This is a genomic window from Sphingopyxis sp. (assembly GCF_036402335.1).
Taxonomy (GTDB): domain Bacteria; phylum Pseudomonadota; class Alphaproteobacteria; order Sphingomonadales; family Sphingomonadaceae; genus Sphingopyxis.
Window position 1 is genome coordinate 1 of the sequence record NZ_DASWTD010000354.1, and the last position, 5,688, is coordinate 5,688.

5 protein-coding genes and 1 pseudogene are annotated in these 5,688 nt (G+C 65.4%); 4 read left to right on the forward strand and 2 right to left on the reverse strand.

Annotated elements, in window-relative coordinates:
- The 4 genes from VGD20_RS10975 to rsmA form a co-directional block, all read left to right on the forward strand.
- The coding region (locus tag VGD20_RS10975; protein ID WP_331134482.1) for an LPS-assembly protein LptD at nucleotides 1-1,476 on the forward strand (1,476 nt) is incomplete at its 5' end.
- Nucleotides 1,477-1,630: 154 nt separating this feature from the next.
- Nucleotides 1,631-2,968, forward strand: coding sequence for a peptidylprolyl isomerase (locus VGD20_RS10980; protein WP_331134483.1), 1,338 nt, complete (start codon nucleotides 1,631-1,633; stop codon nucleotides 2,966-2,968).
- A 4-nt stretch (nucleotides 2,969-2,972) separates the two neighbouring features.
- Nucleotides 2,973-3,992, forward strand: a complete 1,020-nt coding sequence (pdxA, locus tag VGD20_RS10985) for a 4-hydroxythreonine-4-phosphate dehydrogenase PdxA (RefSeq protein ID WP_331134484.1) — start codon at nucleotides 2,973-2,975, stop codon at nucleotides 3,990-3,992.
- Nucleotides 3,989-4,819 (forward strand): 16S rRNA (adenine(1518)-N(6)/adenine(1519)-N(6))-dimethyltransferase RsmA, encoded by an 831-nt coding sequence (gene rsmA / locus VGD20_RS10990; protein ID WP_331134485.1) that lies wholly within the window; start codon nucleotides 3,989-3,991, stop codon nucleotides 4,817-4,819. The genes pdxA and rsmA overlap by 4 nt, the downstream gene beginning before the upstream one ends.
- 9 nt (nucleotides 4,820-4,828) lie before the next feature.
- Here rsmA and VGD20_RS10995 read toward each other — a convergent pair whose 3' ends face one another.
- A complete protein-coding gene (locus VGD20_RS10995) occupies nucleotides 4,829-5,359 on the reverse strand; it encodes a tetratricopeptide repeat protein (RefSeq protein WP_331134486.1) in 531 nt (176 codons plus the stop codon).
- 32 nt (nucleotides 5,360-5,391) lie between these two features.
- A pseudogene (locus tag VGD20_RS11000) lies at nucleotides 5,392-5,688 on the reverse strand (RsmB/NOP family class I SAM-dependent RNA methyltransferase); the annotation flags it as partial.

The window sequence follows — 5,688 nt, forward strand, 5'->3', positions numbered from 1 at the left end:
ATCACGCCGCACATCTACACCAGCGCGGCCCCGATGCTGGAAGGCGAGTTCCGTGCGCTGACCGATATCGGATCGTTCCGCATCAACGGCTATGCGACCTACGGCTCGCTCGTCCCGCTGACAGGCGACGATCCCGACAGCGAGAAACGGTTCCGCGGCTATCTCGAAAGCGCAGGCAAGTTCCAGTTCGATCCGCGCTGGAGCCTGACCTATTCGGGCCGCATCGCGACCGACCGCACTTTCATGCGCCGCTACGACATCAGCCGCGACGACCGGCTGCGCTCGACCTTCGAACTCGAGCGGATCGGCGGCAATAGCTACCTGTCGATCGCGGGCTGGGCGACGCAGACGCTGCGCCGCAACGACGAACAGGGGCAGCAGCCGATCGCGTTGCCGATCATCGACTATCGCCAGCGGCTCGACGATCCGCTGCTCGGCGGGCAGTTCGAACTGCAGCTCAACACGCTGGCGATCGGGCGTACCGCCGGCCAGGACACGCAGCGTGCCTTTGCCGGCGCGCGCTGGGACCTGCGCGGGCTGACCGGGCTCGGCCAGGAAGTCACCCTGACAGCTCTGGTCCGCGGCGACGTTTATCACAGCGACGAGAACCTGCTGACCGCGATTCCGGGTTATCGCGGCAAATCGGGCTGGCAGGCACGCGGAATTGCGGCCGTCGCCGCCGACATGCGGTGGCCGTTCGTCGGCGAGTTCCTGGGCGGCACGCAAACGCTCACCCCGCGCATCCAGATCGTCGCGACCCCGCCGATCAAGAATCTCGACATTCCGAACGAGGATTCGCGCGCCTTCGACCTCGAAGACGGTAATCTCTTCTCGATCAACCGCTTCAACGGCTACGACCGGTTCGAGGACGGCGCGCGCATCACTTATGGCCTCGAATGGAATTTCAGCCGGCCGGGCTTCAACATCAGCAGCGTCGTCGGACAAAGCTATCGCCTGTCGGACAAGCCGAGCCTGTTCCCCGACGGCACCGGGCTGACCGACCGCACTTCGGACATCGTCGGACGAACGACGATCGCTTACCGTGACTTCCTGCGCCTGACGCATCGCTACCGGCTCGACAAGGACAGCCTGGCGATCCGCCGCAACGAATTCGACGCGACGATCGGGAGCCGCTCGACCTACGCCGTGCTCGGCTATTCGCGGCTCAATCGCGATATCCTGCTGCTCGGAGAGGATTTGCAGGACCGCGAAGAAGTCCGCGCGGGCGGCCGTGTCGCCTTCGCGAAACACTGGTCGATGTTCGGCTCGGCGATCGTCGACCTGACCAAGCGCGCCGACGATCCGCTGAGCAATGCCGACGGGTTCGAACCGATTCGACATCGCCTCGGTGTCGCCTATGACGACGAATGCCTGTCGATCGCGCTGACCTGGCGCCGCGACTACGCCGACACCGGCGACGCGCGGCGCGGCAACAGCTTCTCGTTCCGCATCGCATTCCGGAATCTGGGGTTCTGAAGTCGCCAAGGGGCACCGCCCGCTTCGCTCAGCCTAGGTTCAGCGTTTGCAGCCTAAGCGAGGACATCAAACGGTCCCGAAAGGCGGATTGCGCTGGACCACCGGGCGTATCCGCTGATACGGAGCGTGCCGGTAATTCTCGAATAGGGTAGCAATGACCAGATTTTCGACCATGATCGGCCTGATCGCCGTGGCCGCCGGCATCACGCCGGTGCTCGCCCAGACCGTCGCCGACAGCGACGTTCCGACGACCAGCCTCAATATTCCGGGCAATGTCCAGATCTTCGGCGATGCCAAGAGCAACGTCTATCGCCCGTCCGCCACAGTGAACGGCGAGATCATTACGGCGACCGACATCGAACAGCGCATGGCGCTGATCCGGATCGCGAACAGCGATGCGGCGCTGCCGCCCGAGGAACTCCAGCGGCTGCGCAGCCAGGTGTTCAGCAACCTGATCGACGAAAAGTTGCAGATCCAGGAAGCCAAGGCGGCCGAGATCACGATCGACGAGAATGTCGTCAACGAACAGTTCGCCCGGCTAGCGACGCGCTTTAAGCAGACACCCGATCAGTTTTCGGCCTATCTGGCGTCGAAGGGATCGTCGGCGGCAGCGGTAAAGCAGCAGATTCGCGGCGAATTTGCTTGGGATCGCCTGCTTTCGCGCAACATCCAGTCGACCACCAACGTGTCGACCGACGAGGTTCAGGCGGTCGAGAAGCGGCTGAACGAAGCCAAGGGCCAGGATGAATTCCACCTCGGCGAAATCTATCTGTCGGCAACGCCCGAGAACGCTGCCGCGGTCGGTGAAAATGCCAAGAAGATCATTCAGGCGCTGCAGGCAGGCGGCAGCTTTGCCGCCTATGCGCGCCAGTTTTCGGAAGCAACGACCGCCAGCGTCGGCGGCGATCTTGGCTGGGTACGGCCCGCGCTGCTGCCGCAGTCGATGGCCGATGCCGCGGCGCAGATGCAGCCCGGCCAGCTGGTTGGCCCGGTCGAGGTACCGGGCGGCATTTCGATCATGCTGATGATCGACCGGCGCCAGGTGCTGACCGCCGATCCGCGCGACGCGATTCTCAGCCTGAAGCAGGTTTCGCTCGATTTCCCGGCCGGGACGACGCAGGCGAAAGCATCCGAGCTCGCAGGACAGTTCGCCGAAGCGACACGCAGTATCGCAGGTTGCGGTGCCGCCGACGATGTGGCCAAGAGCCTGGGTGCAACCGTTGTGTCGCGCGACAATATCGAAATGCGCGCCTTGCCCGCTCCGCTGCAGTCGACCCTGATCAACCTGCAGATCGGCCAGACGACGCAGCCGTTTGGCGCCGCGAACGAGGGTGTCAGCGTCCTCGTGCTGTGCGGGCGCGACCTGCCGCAAACCGCGACATCGGCGAATAGCGAACAGATCGAACAGCGGTTGCTGGAAGAAAAGGTCAACAAGCGTGCCCAGCGCTATCTGCGCGACCTGCGCCGGGATGCTGTGATCGAATATAGCTGAGCGTATGTCTGATCCCAGCCATCGACGCCCGATCGCGGTCACCATGGGTGATCCGGCTGGCGTCGGCCCCGAAGTCACGGCACGTGCCTGGGCCGCGCGCCGTGAAAACAACCTGCCACCGTTCGTCGCCATTGGTGATGTCGCCGCGATCGCCGCCGTCTGGGACGGCCCCGTCGCGCGTATCGGTGACATGGACGACGTCATCCGGACATTCGACACTGCCCTGCCCGTCTGGCATCTTGAGGACAGCGGCCCGCTGACGCCCGGCATACCGACGCCTGCCGGCGCGACCTGCGCGCTGCACGCACTCGAAACCGGCATCGGGTTGACCCGCAACCAGGCAAGCTCGGCGCTCGTCACGGGGTCGGTTTCCAAGCATGCGCTGCACGGTATCGGCTATACGCATCCCGGACAGACCGAATTCATCGCCGAACGCTGCGGCGTGACCGCGACGAACGCGGTGATGATGCTCGCGGGGCCGACCTTGCGCGTCGTGCCGCTGACGGTACATATCCCGCTGTCCGAGGTATCCGAACGGCTGACCGTCGAACTGATCGTCGCCAAGGCGCGAATCGTGGCGCGCGGCCTGCGCCGCGATTTCGGGATCGATACCCCGCGCATTGCGCTGGCAGGCCTCAATCCTCACGCCGGTGAAAGCGGCCAGCTCGGCAGCGAAGAAGAGCGGATCATGGCACCCGCAGTCGCGCAGCTGGCGGCCGAGGGGATTGTCGTCGACGGGCCGCTCGCCGCCGACGGCCTTTTCGCGCCCACGGTCCGCGCGGGCTACGACGCACTGCTCTGCGCCTATCACGACCAGGCGCTGACCCCGTTCAAGGCGCTGCACTTCCACGACGGCGTCAATCTGACGCTTGGCCTGCCGATCATCCGCACTTCGCCCGACCATGGCACGGCGTTCAACATTGCCGGCACCGGCCAGGCTGATCCGGGACCGACGATTGCCGCAATCGCGATGGCCTCGAAGCTCGCCGCAGCACGCGAGCGCAGCTACGCTCCGGCGAAGTGACGGCGCCTGTCCTACCGCCGCTGCGCGAGACGGTGCGCGCGCACGGCCTGTCAGCGAGCAAGGCGCTTGGCCAGAATTTCCTGTTCGACGAACAATTGCTCGATCGCATCGCGGCGATCCCTGGTGACCTAGAGGGCGCGACGGTATTCGAGGTCGGGCCGGGCCCGGGCGGGCTGACGCGCGCGTTGCTCCGCGCGGGAGCGAAAGTGATCGCGGTCGAGCGCGATGACCGCTGCCTGCCGCTGCTCGCCGAACTCGGCGAAGCATTTCCCGGGCAGCTGACGGTAATTGCCGACGATGCGATGGCTGTCGATGTCGATGCGCTGACGGGCGGGGCGCCCTACCATATCGTCGCGAACCTGCCCTATAATGTCGGCACGGCGCTGTTCACGCGCTGGCTGGAGCCCGCGGCATGGCCGCCGCGCTGGCTGTCGCTCACGCTGATGTTCCAGCTGGAAGTCGCCGAGCGAATCGTCGCACCAGTCGGAACCGATGCCTATGGGCGGCTTGCTGTGCTGGCGCAGTGGCGCTCGACCGCGAAGATCGCGATGAAGGTCCACCGCTCGGCTTTCACGCCGCCGCCGAAGGTCATGTCGGCGATTGTCCACGTGACGCCCGCCGACCAGCCCGAAGGCGTCGAACCCAAACTGCTGTCGAAGCTTACCGAAAAAGGCTTCGGGCAGCGGCGCAAAATGCTGCGCCAGAGCCTGAAGGGCCTCGAGGGCGCGGTCGCCGCCGCCGGGGCGTTAGGGATCGACCCGACGCGGCGTGCGGAAACGGTCGGCGTTACCGAATGGGTCGAATTGGCGCGGAAGCTGGGCGCCTAAGCGCCGGTATCAGTTCTGGCTGCCCGTCGGGGCCACGGTGGCGACGACGGGCTTCGGCACCAGCACTTCGGCCGCAACGACACGTTTCGATGCGCTCGACGCGATCGTCTTTTCCAATGCCGCGACCTGTGGGCATTTGGCGTCGCAGACACGCTCGGCTTCGGCCAGCTTCTCGCGCGCGAGTTCGAGTGCGCCCTTGTCTGCGAGTGCTTCACCCTGCCCGGTCAGCGCGACCACATCATTGGGCTCGAGGACCAGAGCCTCGCGATACAGGCCGATCGCCTTGCCGGGCAGGCCCTGCGCGCGCGCCACCTGTGCCAGCGCGATAATCGCCGAACGGTTGCGCGGGTCGGCAGCGAGTGCCGATTCATACAGTCCGATCGCGGCATCGAGGTCGCCCGCTTCCTGCGCCTTTTGCCCGTCATGCTGAAGCGCGATCGAGCGCGGGAAGATGTCGTTATCGGCGCGCTGGGCATCGGATGCGGTAGGCAGGCTGGCGAGGATCACACCCGCAGTCAGAGCCAGAAAGCCAACGCGCATCGCATTCTCCCATCGCTTCATTACAGGGGATGCTAACATGGCGCCGTCAGTCGTGCGAGAAAAAATCCGTCGCAGCCATCGCGCGCCGGAGTCAGCAGGAAACCGGCGCCAGCGGCGCGACCGATACCATCCGGAAGGACATCGACATCGGCCACCCAGCCAGGGCGCCGGTTCAGAAAATCATCCACCTGTGCCCGCCCCTCGCGCGTGATGATCGAGCAGACAGCATAGAGGAGTTTGCCGCCCGGCGCCACAAGATCGGCACCGATGTCCATCAGCTTCGCCTGCTCGGCAACATGACGGCCGAGCCGCACGGGGGTCGAGCGCCA

Excerpts from the sequence above, each read along its gene's own strand:
- pdxA (WP_331134484.1), top strand. The coding sequence starts at position 2,973 with ATGTCTGATCCCAGCCATCGACGCCCGATCGCGGTCACCATGGGTGAT.
- VGD20_RS10980 (WP_331134483.1), top strand. The coding sequence starts at position 1,631 with ATGACCAGATTTTCGACCATGATCGGCCTGATCGCCGTGGCCGCCGGC.
- VGD20_RS10995 (WP_331134486.1), bottom strand. The coding sequence starts at position 5,359 with ATGCGCGTTGGCTTTCTGGCTCTGACTGCGGGTGTGATCCTCGCCAGC.